Source organism: Adlercreutzia sp. ZJ138, assembly GCF_011038935.1.
In the GTDB taxonomy this organism is placed as follows: Bacteria; Actinomycetota; Coriobacteriia; order Coriobacteriales; family Eggerthellaceae; genus ZJ141.
In genome coordinates this window covers 47,783-65,915 of sequence record NZ_JAAKEA010000009.1, presented here as the reverse complement: position 1 = coordinate 65,915, position 18,133 = coordinate 47,783, and the positions used below count along the sequence as shown (strand labels likewise).

The 18,133-nt window shown below is 55.1% G+C and carries 12 protein-coding genes; 3 read left to right on the top strand and 9 right to left on the bottom strand.

The genetic code is table 11. The annotated features are described in order from the left end of the window. Nucleotides 1-44 precede the first annotated feature (44 nt). Complete coding sequence (locus tag G7Y43_RS05550; protein ID WP_165044905.1) at nt 45-1,229, bottom strand: iron-containing alcohol dehydrogenase; 1,185 nt, start codon at nt 1,227-1,229, stop codon at nt 45-47. 486 nt (nt 1,230-1,715) lie between these two features. On the opposite strand from G7Y43_RS05550, the gene G7Y43_RS05545 reads away from it, so the two are divergent. Further along, the gene (locus G7Y43_RS05545) at nt 1,716-2,534 is read left to right on the top strand and encodes a hypothetical protein (protein WP_165044811.1); all 819 of its coding nucleotides are present in this window, start codon (nt 1,716-1,718) and stop codon (nt 2,532-2,534) included. Between the two features lie 243 nt (nt 2,535-2,777). Here G7Y43_RS05545 and G7Y43_RS05540 read toward each other — a convergent pair whose 3' ends face one another. From G7Y43_RS05540 to G7Y43_RS05515, 6 genes are all read right to left on the bottom strand, one after another. After that, nucleotides 2,778-3,071 carry a ferredoxin family protein gene (locus G7Y43_RS05540; RefSeq protein WP_165044903.1) on the bottom strand — a complete coding sequence of 98 codons (294 nt, stop codon included), beginning with the start codon at nt 3,069-3,071 and terminating at the stop codon, nt 2,778-2,780. Next, complete coding sequence (locus G7Y43_RS05535; RefSeq protein ID WP_165044901.1) at nt 3,068-4,366, bottom strand: FAD-dependent oxidoreductase; 1,299 nt, start codon at nt 4,364-4,366, stop codon at nt 3,068-3,070. The genes G7Y43_RS05540 and G7Y43_RS05535 overlap by 4 nt, the downstream gene beginning before the upstream one ends. Nucleotides 4,367-4,450: 84 nt before the next feature. Further along, on the bottom strand, nt 4,451-5,353 hold the full coding sequence (locus G7Y43_RS05530) for an electron transfer flavoprotein subunit alpha/FixB family protein (RefSeq protein WP_165044899.1): 903 nt from the start codon (nt 5,351-5,353) through the stop codon (nt 4,451-4,453). Nucleotides 5,354-5,389: 36 nt separating this feature from the next. Further along, on the bottom strand, nt 5,390-6,151 hold the full coding sequence (locus tag G7Y43_RS05525; protein WP_165044897.1) for an electron transfer flavoprotein subunit alpha: 762 nt from the start codon (nt 6,149-6,151) through the stop codon (nt 5,390-5,392). Nucleotides 6,152-6,261: 110 nt separating this feature from the next. Then, on the bottom strand, nt 6,262-7,743 hold the full coding sequence (locus G7Y43_RS05520) for an FAD-binding protein (protein ID WP_165044895.1): 1,482 nt from the start codon (nt 7,741-7,743) through the stop codon (nt 6,262-6,264). 87 nt (nt 7,744-7,830) lie between these two features. Further along, nucleotides 7,831-8,589, bottom strand: a complete 759-nt coding sequence (locus tag G7Y43_RS05515) for an SDR family NAD(P)-dependent oxidoreductase (RefSeq protein ID WP_165044893.1) — start codon at nt 8,587-8,589, stop codon at nt 7,831-7,833. A gap of 339 nt (nt 8,590-8,928) precedes the next feature. Here G7Y43_RS05515 and G7Y43_RS05510 point away from each other — a divergent pair, with 339 nt between their 5' ends. Continuing rightward, nucleotides 8,929-10,512 (top strand): response regulator transcription factor, encoded by a 1,584-nt coding sequence (locus G7Y43_RS05510; protein ID WP_165044891.1) that lies wholly within the window; start codon nt 8,929-8,931, stop codon nt 10,510-10,512. A 263-nt stretch (nt 10,513-10,775) separates the two neighbouring features. On the opposite strand, the gene G7Y43_RS05505 is transcribed toward G7Y43_RS05510, so the two are convergent. After that, entirely contained in the window at nt 10,776-11,060 is a 285-nt protein-coding gene (locus G7Y43_RS05505) for a putative quinol monooxygenase (protein ID WP_165044889.1), read from the bottom strand. 2,109 nt (nt 11,061-13,169) lie between these two features. Beyond that, complete coding sequence (locus G7Y43_RS05500) at nt 13,170-13,685, bottom strand: ferritin (protein WP_165044887.1); 516 nt, start codon at nt 13,683-13,685, stop codon at nt 13,170-13,172. 548 nt (nt 13,686-14,233) lie between these two features. On the opposite strand from G7Y43_RS05500, the gene G7Y43_RS05495 reads away from it, so the two are divergent. Beyond that, entirely contained in the window at nt 14,234-18,127 is a 3,894-nt protein-coding gene (locus tag G7Y43_RS05495) for an efflux RND transporter permease subunit (protein WP_165044885.1), read from the top strand. Nucleotides 18,128-18,133: the final 6 nt, after the last annotated feature.

Genomic DNA, 18,133 nt, shown 5'->3' with positions numbered 1-18,133 from the left:
GCCAAATGAAACAACGGGGACAATAACCTACGTCCCCGTTGTCCCTACAGCGCCAGGCGGTAGATGTTGGCGGCGTCTTCCATGGTAAGCTTCTTGAAGCTACCGAACACGTCCCCTTTGTTCGCGCGCAGCGTGGGCAGCATCCGCTCGATGGCCCCCTCTAGCTCATCTTCACAAATGCCCAGCTCAACTAGGGTAGTCGGCATGCCAAGCGACATGAAGAACGCACGTGTCTCATCGATGGCCGACAGCGCATCGGCTTCCACATCGCCTGTTGGCGTCAGGCCGAACACCTCGCGCCCGTACTGGGCGAAACGCGCGGGGTTTTCGCCATGTACGTATTCCATCCATGCCGGGAACAGCACCGCCAAACCTGCGCCGTGCGTAATGGACGTGTCGTACGCGGACAGCTCGTGCTCCATGCCATGCGTCGCCCAGTCCTCGTTGCGGCCCGCACCTGCTAGCCCCTGATGACAGAGCATGCCTGCCCACATGATGTTAGCGCGCGCGTCGTAGTTTTCGGGGTCGGCCAGCACGCGCGGCGCTTCTGCGCGCACCGTTTTCATGAGCGATAGGTTCAAATTGTCTGTCACCGGAACTGCACCAACGTCGTCGAAGAAGCGTTCGAGCAGGTGACAGAACATGTCGGTGACGCCCGCTGCGGTTTGAAACGGCGGCAGCGTGAACGTGAGTTCAGGATTCATGAACGCCAGCTTCGGGCGATGGAAGTTGTTGGCGTATCCCGACTTCATGCCCAGCTCATCGTTGGAAATCACCGTGTTCTTCGACGCTTCAGAACCCGCCGCCGGAATGGTGAGTACCACGGCGATGGGAAGCACCTGTGGGTTCACCCGCTTTGTTTCGAACAGCTCCCACACGTCGCAATCGATGCACACGCCGTTAGCGATGGCCTTCGCAGAATCGATCACGCTGCCGCCGCCAACCGCCAGCACCCAGTCGATCTTTTCGCGCTTGGCGATAGCAACGCCCTCACGCACCAGCGTGATCTCGGGATTCGGACGAACACCACCCAATTTCACGCACTCGACGCCTGCCTCGACAAGCGACGCCTTCACGCGATCGATCAGCCCACTTCGCACAGCCGACTGCCCGCCGAAATGCAGCAGCACCCGTTTTGCACCGCGCTCGGCCAGCTTCGCGCCCACCTGCATTTCGACACCGCGGCCGAACACGAAATGAGTGGGCGATACGAATTCGAAATTCTCCATGAACGTTTTTCCTCTCTTCGTCGCTTGCATGCAACAGGCTTGAGGGTAACTGACTCATTCCGCCAACCCTGCGCTTGCGGGACAAAACGTCTTAAATCAGTGTTCCCTGAGAAATCTCACATCGCCATAGTATAGTGCGAGAAACACGCAAACCTTCGCCCGCAGCGCGCAACGGTGACAAGCCCTGCGGTTTCTCTCGCAGCACGCTGCTCTCAAATCGCCGCACCGTATTCCCGGAAAAGAACGTACTACATGGTTAGAGGTGCTAAAAAGCACCTTCCAAAAGAGGCCGAAACGTCCGAAGTGTTTAACTGACAGTTGGCAAATGTCTAGAATGTAGACACATTCGGGCAAAAGTGTTCGCTTGCTGTGGCTTGTCCGTTGCTAAACCGTCACCACGAAGTCCGCTTGCCTTCGTGCAAGCGCGCCTATAATAGCTGGCAAGGAAACACTTTTCGCAACAGACCCTCTTTGAAAGGAGTGGCCATGCAAGCAACCACGCAATCACCCGACACGAAGCTTGTTCGCGGCTTCAGTATCGCGAACATCATCCTTTCCTCATTAGCAATAGCGGCTTTCGTCGCTGGAGCGCTCTTCACAGGACTCGGCGGTATAGTGCTGTCGGATCCGAACGTCTACAGTGAGTTTACCGAAGAACTGGCAACCGATCCCGACATTGCCCACGGCATGGACGAGCTTCATGCAGAAGGCTACTCTTTTGATGAGAATGATCTGGCTGGTCTTGTAGGCTTGGGCATTGATATTTTCGTGATCTTCCTCGTGATTGGCGCTCTGCTTTGCGTGGTGTCGCTGGTCGCTGGCATTTTGGGCCTGAAGAATTACGACAAGTCCGAAAAGCTGGGTGCGGCATTTGGATGGTCCATCGCCGGCGCCGTGTGCTCCATTTTGTGCGGTCGCATTGTTAGCACGGTGTTACTGGTGCTTGAAGCCGTATACATCCACAAGGTGCAACAGGCCGCAAACGCACCGTCGTACAACTACGCACAAGCCCAGGCAGGAGCCGCACAACCGGGACAGTACTACGGCCAACAGCCTGCCTATGGTCAGCATGTTGCTCCTGGATACGCAGCTCCCGGGTACGCTGCGCCGACCGCACCGACCGCACCGGCTGGCTATCCTGCAGTAGCTGAGCAGCCTACGATACCTGCAACGCCTGCGCAACCGGTTGCACCCGCAACGCCTGCCGCGCAGCCCAAGGCACCTGCGGAACCCGCAGCCACCACTCCCGCAGCGCCCGAGCAACCCGCCGCTCACAAGGAAGACGACAGCGACACAACTAAGTAGCGCAACGAAGAAACGAAGTCACTCGAGTAACGGAGACACGTGAGCGGAAGGCTCAGCTTCCCCAACGTCTTTCTCGGAAACCAAGCGCAGCAAAAGGCACCTGTTCAAACAAGCAGGTGCCTTTTTATTCAACATTGCTTCAAATCAAGCACCCCACCAGGGAATGCGACACACGAGCTTTGCAGCCAGTGCATAGCTCAACCCTTGGGAGCCACTGATTTATGCTGCCAGCTCTGGGTTTCCCTAGCCGTAACGAAACTGCACGCCACAGCCCGATGTGGGGTTCACCCACTTCTCAACAATCGTGTCGCCACAGGCAATGCGGCACGTGCCACATTCTAGACATCCCGAATAGTCGAAGCGCTTGGTGCCGTCAGCCTCAATCTTGTAGAGCGCAGCCGGGCAAACCTTCACGAGCTTCAAAAACTCAGCATCGTCTGGGTCATCCACAAGAATGATATGAGACTCGCTGTCGGGTTCGTACTTGTTGACCGCTAGGTATTTGTCAACGTTTACGGTAATCTTCACATCGCTCATAGTGCTTTCAGGGCTCCCTTCATGTCCTTGAAGATGTTCAGGTAGCCCATCTTCTTAACTTCAGGCATAACCATGTTCTTCACGTGCTTGGCGGGGCTGCCATCTATGATGAACATGTTGTTCATGATGTCTCGCACCATTTCCGGATACCCGCAGAACATGTGATCGAAATGCTCGAGGAACTCTGGTTCCGCAGAGAAGGAGCGCAAATCTTTCATAACGAAGGAGTCTTCGAGCATCTGCTTATAGCACGAAAGCCCCGATGCACTCACATCCCCCGCGTCAAGCGCACGAACTGCCGCTTGTCCTGCTATCTGGCCAGCGGCGATAGCATAATCCATACCGCGCACCGCATAGCCAAAGTTGATGCACATCATTGACGACTCACCAGCAACGAGCACACCGTCACCCACAAGCTCGGGCATAATTCCCAAGCCACCTTCCGGAACCATGTGTCCTGAGTGCTCCACGAGCTCGCCATCCTTGATAAGTGCCGCAATACCCGGATGGCTCTTCAGCTCTTCCATCATTTGGTAAATGGGATACTCACCTGTCGAAACCGATTCAATTCCTGCAACGATACCAAGCGAAATGGAGTCACGGTTTGTGTACATGAACCCGCCGCCGAACTTCCCCTTGGTCGCATCGCCGGCAATAAGCATCGCGGTACCCTCGTCATCGGTAGACACCAAGCACCGATCGCTGATGGTTTTCGCCGGCAGCGCAAATGTCTGCTTGATTCCAACGGCAATCGCCGAGGCAGGCGGGCGCCGATAGCCAACCGCTTGCTCGGTTAAAAGCGAGTTTACGCCATCGCACAAAATGACGACGTTTGCAGTTATCTCATCTTCCCCTGCACGAATACCAATAACGGCACCGGCATCGTCTTTCACAACCTCTTCAACAGGAATCCCGTAGATGTATTCTGCGCCTGCCGCCTCAGCTTGGTCGGCAAGCCACTGATCGAACGTACCACGCAAAACTGAATACGAATCGTTGTCGGTACGCATGGCATCACTGCTGAAATCGATGGTAAACTCGGCGTCTGGTGACATCAGCATAACCTTTTCGCGCGTGATGCGCCGCTCAAGAGGTGCGGTCGCTAGCGTGTCAGCATCAAACACCTTGCGCAGCGGATGCATGTAAATGCGTCCGCCGGTCATGTTCTTTGAGCCTGCCGTATCGCCTCGCTCTACGACAAGCACGCTCTTTCCCGCCTTCGCCAGCTCATACGCCGCAATAGGTCCGGCGCACCCAGAACCGACGACAATGGCATCGAAATCCCTTTCTTCCATGTCAAACCTTTCTTTTATTCCTCGGCGCAAAGCCTGGCCTAACGCAGTCGAGAAGCAGCCCGGCGCGCACAGCTCGCTTTCAACCTATTTGAACGCCTCGGTTAATGCCGGAACCACATCAAAGAGATCCCCCACGATACCGTACTTGCAGCAATTGAAGATTTCAGCATCGGGATCGTTGTTTACTGCCACAGCGGTTTTCGCATCGCGGAAGCCCGACGTGTGGTTCGGCGAACCGGAAATGCCCACTGCAATGTAGAGATCGGGAGAAGCGGTGTTGTGCGACGACCCGAGCACGCGCTCGGACGGATACCAACGCATGTCGTCGCAGCAGGGAAGCGTGCAAGCGAGCTCGGCACCCATAGCATCGGCGAGCGCGTCAATCAGCGGTAAATTGTCGCGCGTCGCCAAGCCCATACCTACGCCCACCACGCGCGATGCGGTGGCAAGTCCCGTACCAGTAGCTTCCTCAAAGCCAATCGCTCGGTCTTCGATGGAAGGGACAGGCGCGCACTCAATAGCAGCTGCGGAACCCTCAATTCGATCGTCGTCTGGACCTGTGTAGATACATGCCATCCTTGGAGCTGACACGGCTTCGATCGCCTTCGCGTTAGCGATTAGGTTGTCGGCAACCACGTTGTCGCCATCCAAGCTCAACGCCTGCGCGTTGCCCACAACAGCCGCTCCTATGGCACCCGCCACTGCACCCAAGATGCAGCGAGCGCTGCCCGAATCGTTCGACAACGCGATATCGGTCCCATCGGCCGCAATGAACTCAGCAACACACGGCCCCAGCGGTTCGACAGGAACGTCATCGGACGCGACGAACGCGACAACGCGATCGGCCCCATACGACGCAACTTCGCTCGCCAAGTCGCTCGATCCCACGGCAGCGATAGAAACGCTATCACTCACACGCCGCGCCGCAGCAACGATGCCGCCCAAGCGACGAGACTCCGTTGCAATGATCCACGTTTTCTTTCCCATAGTTCGGTCACCCCTATCGGTGTTCGCAGATTGCCATTACAAAACGCCTTCGCCGCGCAACGCATCCATCAGCTGCGCAACAGCATTCGACGGGTCAGCGCCATCAAAGATGATCGCAGCATCACCTTCGGGCAGACGCGTACCGCCGCTTTCCCCGATACCGCTTGCGGCACCCAGCGAGGCAACGCTCTCCTTCTCCACCGGCTTCTTTCGAGCGGCAAGCGTTTGCTTCATACCCGGCACGTTTGCCTCTTGGCTCAACGCCTGTGCAGCAATAACCATTGGAGGCTTCGCCAACACAATGCGATTTCCGGCCGGAGTCTTTATCGTGAGACGTACATCGTCGCCCTCAGCCTGAGCGGCTGTCACGTTCGCGTATGCCTTCCATCCAAGCGCACCCACCAACGCCGACACAACCCCGCGATCCCAATCGGAGTCGCCAATCGTCACGATGTCGACATCGCCCGCTCGCTTCACCGCTGCGGCGATCGCCTGAGCGGCAGCGGTGCCATCGGGCCCGCCGAACGCATCTTCTACAATAACCGTATTTGCAGCGCCGCGCGCCGCCGCCCATTCCGGCTTCCCGTCTCCAATGGTGATGCCCACAATGTCTGCTTCTGCAGAAACACCTTTGGCAACGTCCATGGCCGCAGGGTCATCATCGGTCGGTGACAGTTTCACACCGGGCCACGACACCACCCCATCTGCCGAAACGCGCGCATCTTGCGGATCCTTGCACCACTTAAACACCACTGCTGTTTTCATGTTCGTTCCAATCTCGATGACGTGCGATTTCACCACGCCTTCCAGCAAACGTTCGGAAGGCCAATAAGAGGGGTTCCCGTCTCTGCCCTCGCAAAACGGGAACCCCAGAAGAAAAGCGACTGCGGTGGCGAACCGCAACCAGCTTACGCCAGCGTCGAAATGATGTGACGTGCCGCCAAACGACCCGACGTATGGGCAAATCCGTTCGCGGTGCCCGGAACGTCCAGGTTGTACGTGTCGCCGAACAGACCCGTCGCTTCCATACCAACAGCATACAAGCCAGGAATCGCAACGTAATCCTTATCGGTCACCTGGAAGTTGCCGTTGATGCGAATGCCGCCGCACGACACCAAGATCGACGGACGCTGCTTGGTCGCATAGAACGGAGCCTTACGAACGGGCTGCAGGAACTTCGCGGGCTTCATGTACTCATCGTCCTTGCCAGCATCGCATGCCTCGTTGTACTTCTCGACAGCAGCCTTGAACGTTTCGACGTCAACGCCCATCGCCTCGGCCAGACCCTCAATGGTATCAGCCTTGAATGCTGCTCCGTCGGGAAGGGCTTCCTCGATTTCAGCACGCAGCGTCGGCATGGTCTTGTGAATGGGAATAAAGTCGCCCAGACCAACCGCCGAACCCGTGCCAGACTCAAGGCGAGTAACGGTGTCTTCGTCCATGACGGAGAACACGATGCCGTCGTCACGCCTTGCGATGGTGTTGCCAGTATCGGCAAAGCTGTTGGCTACAGCTTCGTTGCAGAAGCGCGCGCCCGTCGTGTCAACCCACAGGTTGGGCTGATAGCCAGCACCATTGATACCCGAACCAAGCGTACGGCCATCGGTGCAACCGATGATCATGAGCGCGCCGATGTCCTTCAGATGTGCGCCAACTGCCTCGGCCATGCGAACGCCGTCGCCGGTGTTCTGCGTCGGCACCGACTGATAGTTCGTCTGAGCGATGTTGGGAATCCAGGTGTACTTCTCAACCATTTCCATGTTGTTGCCAAAACCGCCGGTCGCGAGCACAACAGCCTTCGCACCGATGCGCATCTCGTTGCCATCGGCATCCTTCGCCACAACGCCGACAATCTTGCCGTCTTCGGTGATGAGTTCTTGGGCGGGCGTGCTCGTGAAGATGTCGACCCCAGCGTTCACGCATGCGCGCTCCAAGACATCCTGGCAGTGCTGGCCCAATCCCTCGGGACGATGGAAGGTGTACAGCTCGGCGGGCTGATCGAACGCATAGATGGTTACATCGGTATACTCAATACCAAGACCCTTGTAGATGTCGATCGTCTCGGCAGAGTTGTACGCGAACGCCTTCGCAACCTCAACGTTAGCGCGATGATGACTGTAGTCTATATAGCGCTGCACATGCTCCTCGTGCGTGGGAAAGTGAGCGCCCTCAGGAAGCTCGCCCGGATAGTCCGGATGAGGGCGAGCGGCCTGCTCGGACGACTCAGAAGCGCACGTACCCTCGGCGTAGATGGAAGACCCGCCGCAGTTCTCAAGCTTCTCGAGCACGCAGACGGAAAGCTCGCTCTCGGTTGCGATGGTGTATGCGGCAGACTTACCCGATCCGCCACCACCGATGCATACGACATCATATTCAACATCAAAAGCCATGATTAACCTCTTTTCCTGTTGGTTTGACTTTTTTCGCGCGAGCAGAACCAGCGTGATAACACACCTGCCCACTCAACGCGCTTACCCCTAGTGAGCCGTTTGACCAGCGTCGACGGCGACGACGGCAGCGCCCATGAACGACGCCTCATCGGAAGCAAGGAACGCCGCCACGGAAGCGATTTCGGACGGATCGGCAATGCGGTTCTGCCAGTTGTAGCTCGACACGAGCGCCTTCATCTCGGGATCATCCATCCAGCCCTGGGTCATCTCAGAAGCGACGAAACCGGGAGCAATGCCGTTAACACGAATGCCCTTGCTCGCGTATTCGATGCCCGCAGCCTTGGTGAGACCAACGACAGCATGCTTTGCAGCAACATAGGGAGCCATACCCGGGTCGGCAACCAAGCCAGCAACCGAGCAAATGTTGACGATAGCGCCCTTGCCTGCTTCGAGCATGACAGGAATGGCATACTTCATGCCCAGGAACACGCCCTTCACGTCAACAGCCATCGTGTGATCGAAATCCTCAACCGTCTGTTCGGCAAGATCCTTCGTGGGAGGAAGCGAACCGGCGTTGTTGACAAGCACGTCAAGCTTTCCGTATTCCTCAACCGTTTTCGCAATGAGGTTCTTCACATCTTCTTCGTTGGCAACGTCACAGTTGATGCTAATGGCCTCGCCACCCGCCGCTTTGATGGCGTCGACGGTATCAGCACACGGACGCCGTCCAGCGCATACCACCTTAGCACCAAGAAGCGCGAACTTCTTGGCCGTCGCCGCACCGATTCCCGAACGGGCACCGGTCACAACAACAACTTTTCCGTCATAGTTGCACATGCCAGTCATAGCTTCATGCTCCTTTTCCCAAGCCCTACCGTTGATCGACAACTCTCAGTCGGGAGGCTTGCTGCCCGACGCCCGAACCTTCCCACGCACCGGTTCGCAAAAACACCCGGCAAAAGAGCGAAATGGAACATTATCGTTCACGTCAATTCGATGATTTTGCTTCTAACCGGAATCCAATGAGACGATTGACCTGGTGTTTTTCATCTTTACTCAGATTGTGAGCAAACGAATCATCACAGTAATGACACTTCCCCAATTACAATAGAGCCATGCTTAATTGTGTTTAGCCCCCTTCCGCACCGCTCATATGCAACACACCGAGAACCGAGGTGATTTAACGTGTCACCCACACAAGATCGGCACGAACAGAAGCGCTCGTTTGCAGACAGTGCCCTTGCATTTCCCTCGTCTCTCTACTGGGCATGGGCGATTCTTTCTCTGTTCTGTCCATTGCTGTTCGAAGGATCTCAGCTCAATCCCCGCGAGTGTGAAGCGTACTTCATCGTTTGTGCGCTTACGGGAAGTGCCACTGCTTTTGTGTCGTACAAGAGCTCTAAAATCGCGCTGGGTTTTCTCTCGTCGCTCAAAACAGAGGTAGCTGTCGTTGGAGCAGCTTCCCTTGGTTCGGCGCTCATGCTCGCGGGCGTGTTTATACACGCATTCCCTTTGCTCATAATCGGCGGTGTCATTATCGGCTGCACAAACGTGTGCTTCGCTCTTGCATGGGGTCGCATGTACGCACAACGCGGGTCGGAAACTTCGAGCATTGTTTTGTGTCTCGCACTCGCCATTGGCATCGCGATCGCCGGATTGGTTACCCTGTTACCATTTCCCGCTGCTGCTGCCTGCACCATAATCATGCCCGAAGCAATTGTCGGACTGTTGGTGACAATCCGCTCGATCGTCAGCGTATCTGACAAAGACAGTGATGCCCAAGCATGGGAACAAGGCGAATCGATCGGCGGATCGGCCATATTCATTACGCCCAAAAGCGAGACGTATGGAACGAGCACGGCCGAGCAGATTTTCTGGAAAACGTCGCGTCTAATTCTGGGTATGTCTCCTTCGTTGGCGTCGGCATGTGTGCTCATAGGAGTTTGCGTCGGTTTCCTCAATGGGCAGATCATCGCTTTGAGCGAAAGCTTTTTTGCATCGGGTACATTTACCGCACTCGATGCATTCACCCCTGTTCATCTTGTTGTCCTCAGCGTTGTTGTGCTGGCTTTTTGGGCAAGCATGTTCTTCGCGCCTCGCATCGCCTCATCAGCACTCATGGTTGTTGCAGTCGTGGGCTTAGCGGGGTATCTTTGCGCTCCCACCGCCGAATTGACGGGGCTTCTCATCCTTTCCTACCTGCTGACGCTTTTAGGACTCGCCGGGCTTTTCGTGGCAGTTTGGCTTGCCATGACGGAACTATCCTACCAGGTGGGAAACGATATCGCGGTTGGCTTGGGCGCCGGCTTGGCACTGGCCGCACTTGGCACAGCGCTTGGCACAGCTTTACACATCGCGCTTGGATTAGCCCCGGTTACTGCCGTAGGAACAACCCTCGTGAGTAGCGCGACAGGGTTGCTTTACGCCTGCTCCATTTTGCTGCTTTTCGTGGGAAACTCCGAATTGTGGGGTCTTGTCAAAGAGTACGCATTCATGACACCCCGCTCCGCCAACCCCAACCACAACGATCTGACGGGATTCCGTCCCGACTTCGCGAACCGAATCGGACGTCTTGCCGAAGAGCATGGGCTAACCGAACGCGAAAAGGAAGTTTTGTCTCTTTTGCTAACAGGACGTAGCCGACCACGTATCGCCGAAATACTCGTGCTGTCGGAAAACACCGTGAGTTCGCACATTCAGCATATCTATCGCAAGTTCAACGTGCACAGCAATCAAGAGCTGCTCGACGATATTCTAAACACGAAGTAGCCGAAGCCTGGAAAGATACCGGGCACAGTGATCCCTTTGAAGTACTGATTAATTCCGTCAGCCTTGCTCTGACGGAATTAATCAGTACTTCCCTGGGCAGAGCGCATGACTGCGTAACGTGAAGGTGCGCTGGTGGTTCTATCGGCGCTTCCTGAGCTACGTTTTTCGTTAGACGCGCCCTTTGCGATCATCTTGGATTCGCCTTTTGTGATCGCTTTGGGCGCACCTTTTACGATCGTTCTGGGAACGCCTTTTGCGATCGGTTAGACCTCTTCGTAGATTTCTATAGCAGGCTCTTCTTCAAGCATCGACCCCATAAGAGGCGCGTACTTCTTGAAATGGCTGGTTTCCATATGCGCAGCCAGCGCCTCTTGACTTTCCCACATTTCAAGGATGACGAACACATTCGGATTCTGAACGTTCCGGTTGAGCGTATAGTGTACGTTTCCAGCATCGTTTTGCGATATCTGGATCATTTGCTTGCCCGTTTCAACAAACTCATCGATCTGCGATTCACGAACCACATGACTCGCTACAACTTTGACCATTGTCGACCTCCTGTCCGATGTCTACAAAACAGGTTTCAGAGTAGTCGACAGCGATCTGTAACGCATCCTCTTAAACCGATGAACTTGCGCCTTATACCGATGATCCTTGCCACGCTGTACGGCTACTCACGTGATCCGAATGCGCAAGCGAACGTACCTGCATTTCGCACACCTGATCGCATTTTCTCTGCTCCGTCGGAACGTCTTCCCCTATTGCATTCCCTCATCATTGGTTTTCAATGAGAAACACCCCACCAAAATAGAGTGGCATCATGCGACATAATTGCTTGTTTCGAGTCGCTTCATATTTCGGACGATCGCATGTCAGACGTTGTAGCATTGCCGCAAATGAGTTTTCGTAGAGTTTCAAGTAAGATCAAGTGAGAAAGCAGCAACTCAGGAGCAACCCCAAAACAAGACGAGCAGGCACAAAGCTGGCGCAAAAGCTGACAGATCCCAGCTGCCAACGTACAAGAAATAGCATGTGATTTGCTAGATTCCCGAAAGAAATGAGATGAGCAGTGCAAGAAATCCGATACTTCTTACGTAAGGTCAACCGCTATGCTAACAGCCATGAGTTATTTCGTGACACATAAGACAGCATGCGAGTTTTGGCACGGAAAAGGAAGTCTCCCTTCTTCGGAGAAGTTCACGACCGTGAAATATCGGCCAGTTTCCCATGGTCTACATGTAAGCAAAAGCGAAGCTTGCAATATCTGCGATATGTTGGGGCTTTCGCAAGAGCACCCCATTCACACAGCGGTTTCCAGAGCCCAAGACCGACGTCCTTCGCGCTTTTTTTGCCCACACGTGTTGAATCTCGATTTACCCCGTGGCAGTTTCGTTGAAGTGGCGAAAGGGATCAACGTCGCAAGCCCCGAGCTGATGTTTGTCCAGATGGCGGAAACTTTGTCTCTGATCGAAACCATCCAGTTGGGTTACGGGTTATGCGGTTCATACGCAACGCCAACCGAAGAGTCGACCCTTTCAGATGACGACGCAGAAAGAGGCTTTGTTCGCCGAAAGCCACTTACAACACAAAAAGATATCCTCCGCTTCATTGATCTTGCATCCAAGCTGCGAGGAAGTCGAAATGCGCTACGAGCGGCAAGGTTTGTGCGCGACAACTCGGCATCCCCTATGGAGACGAAGCTCGCGCTGTTGCTATGCCTACCTCGCATGCTCGGAGGGTACGGAATACCGTTTCCCGTAATGAATGCGGATGTTTTTGTTCCTTCTGGAAACTACAGTAACGCGCAACGAACACAACGGCGACGCTGCGACCTGTATTGGCCAGATGCACGCTTGGCGTTGGAGTATGACTCTGATGCTTGGCATGCAAATGACAGAAGCCGCCAGCTCGATTCTCGGCGAAGAGTGCGCTTAAATTCCGCCGATGTGTTTGTAGTGACGGTAACGAAGGGGCAGCTTTACGACGCGAACGAAACAGACGTGATCGCGCGATTTGTTGCTCGTCGGCTAAACGTGCGGCTTCACTCTTCAGTGAAGGGAGCAATGTCAACTCGCTATGCCTTGCGATGCGAACTACTGGGAACGAAATAAGGATTTGAGAGCAGCCAATCCCGTCCGCTACCACTTTTTTTACGAAATGCGCGATTGAACAAAGTTAGCCGTGTCTTCTGCCCTTTTTTCTACGAAATGTACGAACAAAGGATTGTTTCCAGAGGACGGTAAGTGTGAGGGAAAATCAATGTTCATTCCTGAACAGGGGAAACGTGGTTATTGTCTGAGCGGAGAAGGAAAGCGTGTCGTTTTCGCCCCACTTTCGCGTGCTTCGATTCGTGCATTTCGTGAAAAAAGTTCCCGAAGACACGGCTAACTTTGTTCAATCGCGCATTTCGTAAAAAAGTGGCAGTTTATAGAGCATTCGAGTGAACCTATAAGGCAGAAGAATAACTCGAGACGTCACTTCTTGCCCGAGTCTACACACCAAGCACGATCACCTGTACAGCGGGTGGTTTTCCATCTTTCGCACTTCGCTTAGAGCTGGATGGCACTCAGCACAAAAGAGACGAGCCCTCACTGGACTCGCCTCTTTTGGAAACGTTCTTTGCGCTTGCTCTTCGCGAGCTATTGTTTGTCTCTTGCTTACTCGGCAGCAAGCGGAGAAGGTACGCTGTATACGCGCGCTGCATTCTCGCGATCCAGGTCGTAAAGCGCCTTGGTGTCGTTGCCGAACAGCTTCATGCGAGTGACCATGGTGTCGGCGTTGTCTTCCTCTTCCTGCTGCTCTTCGATAAACCAGTCGAGGAACTTGCACGTACGGTAATCCTTAACCTCCACGGCGGCGGCATAGATGTCGTTGATGAGGCCGGTCACGTAGCGCTCGTGCTCAGCTGCGGCCTCCAGCGGCTCCAAGAAGTTGGAGAACTGCTTGTCGGGCTGATCGATGGCCAAAAGCTTCACCGCGCAACCATTCTCGTGCAGATAGTTGCGGAAGATCATCGCATGGTCGCGCTCTTCCTGCGCCTGGATTTCATACCAATTTGCAAAACCGGACAGGCCCTCTTCCTCGTAGTAGTCGGCAAACGACAAGTATAGGTATGCCGAGTACAGCTCTTTGTTGATCTGGTCATTCAGCAGTTCGTAGACACGATTGTCCATGATAGCCTCCTTCTTCGCCGGCAAGCCCTTTCGCTTACAAGCATTGTTTCGTGCTCATTCATAATACCCTTCATCAACAAGCGAATAGCAGGCAAACGGAGATTCACCAAAGATGCGCGACCCTTGGGTTCTCAGCCGCTCGAACGCTCGTCCGTTCGGCGCGCAGCCCCCCCAGCGCGTAGCCCCCAGTGCGTGGCACCATCTCCTTCGATCGCTCGATCCGCGGCTCACAGCCGCTCAGCCGCTCGATCCACTCGGATACTCGCCGCCCACTTGACCCCAACGCACCCCAGCGCACCTGCTTTCAACGAACCTGCCTTCGCATTACAAATAGAAAACAGTTTCACGACATCTATCACATTCTGCCTGATAGATCTATTCCCTTACACTTCGTAACGATTTACCGCCAAAATCCGTGCTAGTATTCCCCCAAACCACTCGGGACCTTGCGGTCGCGCCTTCTCCTACGCCATGTTCTGCATCGCGCTTAGGGGCACGTGTGTCGCCTGTGCCCGCGCTCGCCAAATGAGCCGCCAAGGAGGCAGCACATGCTTAGTAGATTCAGCGTGAAGAAGCCGTTCACCATTGTCGTATGCGTGATCGTCGCCCTTATCCTCGGGGCCGTATCGCTCTCAAAGACCAAGATCGACTTGCTTCCCGAAATGGACATCCCCTATCTGACAGTCATCACCACCTACCCGGGCGCCACAGCAGAAAAGGTCGAAGACGAAGTAACCGACGTACTCGAAGGAGCCTTGAGCACCGTAAATGGCGTGACAAGCGTGATGTCATCGAGCGCCGAAAACTTCTCGATGATCTTCCTGTCGTTCGAAGACGGTACCAACATGGATTCGGCACTCGTGAAAGTGTCATCGGCCGTAAACGAAATTGCGTCGACGCTTCCCGATACAGCTGGCACCCCCAACTACATGGAAGTTAGCATGGACATGATGGCAACCCTGTATGTTTCTGCCACCTACGATGGGAAAGACATCTATGACCTGTCGTCCTTTGTCGAAGAGAAGGTGATGCCCGAATTCGAGCGTGTGAACGGTGTGGCCGACGTATCACCGCTCGGCAGCGCTGAGCGAACCGTGGAAGTTCGCTTGTCCGACAGCAAGATAGAGGACATCAACAACCGCCTTTTGTCGAATGTGAACAGAGAGCTTTCTAACGCCAAAGCATCCATCGAAGAAGGCGAGGCGCAGCTCAACGAAGCCGACGCCCAAATTGAATCGCAGTTAGAAGCGATGCAAAACGCCGAAGGCACAACGTCTGACCAGCTGGGCGAGGCGTCTTCGGGGCTGACGCTGGCCATTGCGGCAAAAACCTCAGAAATATCGACCCTGCAGGCCCAACTCGATTCGGGAGCTGCCGAACTGGCAAGCCTCGGCAACCAACTGCAAGGCTACGGCGAAGAAATGGCGCAGCTGCAGGAGAAGATGCAAAGCGGTGTCCCCTTAACCGAAGACGAGATGAAACGCTTCGCCGAGCTGCCCCAACTGATATCCGATACACAAGCGAAACTGGAAAGCGGCCAAGCTGAGCTTGAGTCTGTGGGGCAAAAGCTGCAAACCGCCGCAGCCGAGCTGCACGAATACCAAAGCCAGCTCGCGCAGGTGCAGTCGGGCAGCGTGTCTGCCGCTAGCCAGTTCGGCGGTGCGACAGGACAGCTGGCAGCCGCACAAGGCTCGATAGCAGCCAACCGCGCACAGCTTGCAGACGCTCGCGCCCAGTACGAAAACGCACGCACAAGCGCCATCGAGCAGGCCAACATTGATGCGCTTGTGGACAAGAAAACGCTCGCACAGCTGATTATGGCGCAGAACTTCCAAATGCCCGCAGGCTACCTGAATGCCGGCGACAACTCAGATGAGCAGTGGTTGCTGCGTGTGGGCACCAACATCACCAGCCTTGAAGAACTCGAGCGGCTGCTGCTGGTAACTATTGATGGCGTGGGCGACGTGCGCTTGGCCGACGTGGCCGACATCACCGTTGTCGACAACGTGGGTGACGCCTACATGAAAACCAGTGCTGGCGAACCAGCACAAAACGCCGTGATGCTGTCGGTGTTCAAAACCTCCACAGCCAACACAAGCGAGGTGTCGGCTTTGTGCCACGACACTATCGACAAGCTGCAGGAACGCTACCCCGGCTTGCACTTGAACGTTATGAGTGACCAAGGCTCAGTCATCTTGCTGTTCATTGAGTCCATCCTGAAATCACTCATCATCGGCGCGCTTTTGGCCATGATAGTACTCGCCGTGTTCCTGCGCGACTGGAAGCCAACGCTGGTGGTGGCGTTCTCTATTCCCTTCTCGGTATTGTTCTCGCTCGTGCTCATGTACTTCAGTGGGCTAACTATCAACATCATGACCTTAGGCGGCATCTCGCTTGCTATCGGCATGCTGGTTGACAACTCCATCATCGTACTTGAGAACATCTACCGCATGCGAGCAAAGGGCATGCCTGCACCGCGCGCCGCCGTACAAGGCGCCAAGCAAATCGCCGGCGCCGCCATAGCGTCCACGCTTACCACCATCTGCGTGTTTTTGCCCGTAGTGTTCACCGACGGATTGGTGAACCAGCTGCTGCTGCCCTTCGCGCTCACGATTGCGTATGTGTTGGCGTCGTCGCTGCTCATAGCGCTGACGCTTGTTCCCACCATTTCGTCGTTCATTTTCAAAAACTATCGCCCGCGCAACACCGCCTGGTTTGAACGAGCGCAAAACGTCTACGGTCGCAGCCTCAGATTTTTCCTGCGCCATAAAGCGGCGCCACTGCTGGCTGCGCTCGCACTGCTGGTTGCGGCCATTATTGGCGTAGTGAACATGGGTATTGTGCTTATACCAACCATGACGGCCGACACTGTTGAAATGAACCTCGCTATGCCCGAAACCGTTAAGAAAGAGCAGATGTTTGAAGCAGCTGACGAAATGCTTGTGCGCCTGGCCGGTATCGAAGGCGTCGAATACGCAGGGGCCATGGACGCAACGAGTTCTTTGTCGCTTCTCTCGAGCGATGCAGCAAGCGGTGCCGACAATATGGAAAGCAGCATGCTTACTTTATACCTGCAAACCGACGATTCCGTAACCACGGAAAAACAGGTGCAGGCCATCATGAAGAAGGCCGCCGACATTGTTGTTGAAGTGTTCGGCGGCATCAACGAGGAAACCGCCGAACTGGCAAAACAAATAAGCAGCGACGCATCGGCAACCGACGCCATGAGCTCAATGCTAGGCACGGGGCTATCGCTTACACTGTCGGGCGACGACCCCAAAGTGCTCGACGAAATTAGCCAGCAGGTGATGGATGCAATCGAAAGCATTGAGGGCTACACCGAAGTTGACAATGGCACGAAGAGCCTCGACAAGCAGATAAGCCTGATCATCGACAAGGACAAGCTCACTCAAAAAGGCTATACCGTCGCGCAGCTGTACGCCGACTTGTCCGACCGCCTTACCACTGAAACGGATGCCACCGAAGTCACCTTCGACGGAACCGACATGAAAGTGAAGATCATTGACGAAACCAAGGTGATCGACGCTGATAAGCTGTTAGACACCAAGGTGAACATCACTGACGCTGCTGGCAAAACCAGCACCGTGAAGCTGGGTGACATAGCAACCACCGAAGAGGGTACTGCCTCGGCCGCTATATCGCACACCGACGGCAGCCGCGTGATGACCATTACCGCCGAAGTGGAAGACGGCTACAACAACGCACTACTGTCGCGCGATCTAACTGACAAGCTTGACGCCATTGAGCTGCCCGACGGTTACAAGCTGTCGTTTGGCGGCGAAATAGAGAATATCGACACCATGGTGAACCAGATGCTGTTGTTATTGCTGCTGGGATTCGTGCTGATTTACCTGGTGATGGTCGCGCAATTCCAAAGCCTACTGTCGCCGTTTATCATTCTGTTCACCGTGCCGCTTGCCTTCACCGGCGGCTTGTTTGCCCTGGTAATAGGCGGCGAACAATTAAGCATGCTAAGCCTTATGGGTTTTGCGGTGCTCATGGGCACCATCGTGAACAACGGCATTGTGTTTGTCGACTACGTGAACCGTCTGCGCATCGGCGGCATGGACAAGCGCGAGGCACTGGTGGCAGCGGGCAAAACCCGCATGCGGCCTATTCTGATGACCGCGCTCACCACTATCTTGGCCATGATGCCCATGGTGTTAAGTGGCGCGGTGGGTGCATCAATGCAACGCGGCATGGCCATGGTGGTTGTGGGTGGCTTGCTGTACGCCACGTTCATGACGCTCTACATTGTGCCTATCATGTATGATATTCTGTACCGTAGGAAGCCGAAAAACATCGACGTTGGCGACGACATCGATGACGAGGTTGACGACGCCGCCGATTTCTTGGCGCAGCTTAAACGAGAAGCGAATGAGACAGGCGTTGTCGATAAAACGGCCGCAACCCGTGTGTAAACAGCC